The sequence below is a fragment of the Pseudomonas putida genome, assembly GCF_001941965.1.
GTDB classification, from domain to species: domain Bacteria; phylum Pseudomonadota; class Gammaproteobacteria; order Pseudomonadales; family Pseudomonadaceae; genus Aquipseudomonas; species Aquipseudomonas putida_L.
Genome location: NZ_MKZO01000070.1, coordinates 1 through 1,305, shown reverse-complemented (window position 1 = coordinate 1,305; position 1,305 = coordinate 1). Strand labels below are relative to the sequence as shown.

Annotated in this window: 1 protein-coding gene; it reads right to left on the bottom strand. The window is 53.7% G+C overall.

The annotated features are described in order from the left end of the window. Window positions 1–40 precede the first annotated feature (40 nt). Window positions 41–1,216 carry an integrase core domain-containing protein gene (locus PSEMO_RS28930; protein WP_075806301.1) on the bottom strand — a complete coding sequence of 392 codons (1,176 nt, stop codon included), beginning with the start codon at window positions 1,214–1,216 and terminating at the stop codon, window positions 41–43. Between the last annotated feature and the right edge of the window lie 89 nt (window positions 1,217–1,305).

The following is a 1,305-nucleotide window of genomic DNA, read 5'->3' as shown; positions in this document are numbered from 1 at the left end:
CGGTGTACGGATCACCCACATGGGTTACAAAAAAGTGCACTCACATAGGTAACACTTGAAGTGTCACATAGCCATCAATGGCATCTCTTTCATCGATCCTCCCAAGGATGATTGGGCCGAAGATAACATCCCAGACTCCATCCCCTACTCGCTCCAGTCCAATGGCCTGATGCTTGAGCACGCAGCCGACATAGATCCTCAGGCCACGACGGTTGACGATGCCTGAACAGTCCGCGTAGAGGCTATCGATATGACTTGGGTAGGTCATCTCCGGTAGCTTCTCAGGATATGGGCGGGTAGAAGGTTTATAGCAGGACGCGGGTGTTTTCTGCTTCAACGCCTCATGTACACGCTCGTGGTTGTAGTGCTGCATAAAGCGATCAAAGTGCTTCTGTTGAGCCTCCCACGCTACTGCTGGTGGCGACGGGAGCGTACTTTTCAACGTTCGATGCATGCGCTCATGTCGACCATTTTGTTCCGGCCTACCTGGAGCTATCCGCTCAGGAATGATCCCGAGACGCAACCACCAGATGGACAACTGTGAGAGCCCGGCTCGCCCCTTGCTCGCAAACGGAACACCGTTATCGGTACGAATGCGCTCCGGCAGACCATATTCACGAAACACCTGAGTGAAAACCGCCTGGGTTTCCTGAAAGTTAGTGTTAGCCATGCTGTGGCAGGCAAGTAGGAAGCGACTGGCATGGTCCATGATCGTCAATGGATAGCACCAGACGCCCGAACCTGTCAGGTACTGGCCCTTGTAATCGGCGCTAAACAGCTGGTTGGGCGACTCTGCTTTCTGTAATGGCCTGGGATAAACCGCCACGCGCTGACGCAATCGTCGAGGCTTAACCAGTTCGGCTTTCTTCAGGATGTTGTAGATAGACGTCTTTGATGGCGGCGCCTGGTCAGGGAAACGCTCAAGCAAAGCGGCCTGGATTTTCTTGGGTCCAGGCTCTGTTTCACCCCGGCCGCGCAGTTCAATGATCGCTTCACGGACAGCAAGAGGCACCACCCACTCCTGGGTAAGTCGACGACGACTATGCTCCTCCAGCCCTGCTGGCCCCTCCTTCTCATACCGCTCAACCCATTTATAGCCAGTCTTGCGACTGATCTCATAGGCTTGGCAAAGCGCACTGAAGCTAGGCGGGCCTTTGATGTAGTCCGCGATGAACAGCAGTTTGAGGTCCATAGGTTTTAGCTCTCGCCAAGGCATAGTCAGATCCTCGAAAACCGACCCTGCCAGTTAAAAACTGTTACCTATGTGAGTGAACTGATTTGTAACCCATGTGGGTGAGTCATACC

What these genes read in the sequence shown, in the direction of transcription:
- PSEMO_RS28930 (WP_075806301.1), bottom strand. Translation starts at nt 1,216, where the DNA reads ATGCCTTGGCGAGAGCTAAAACCTATGGACCTCAAACTGCTGTTCATC.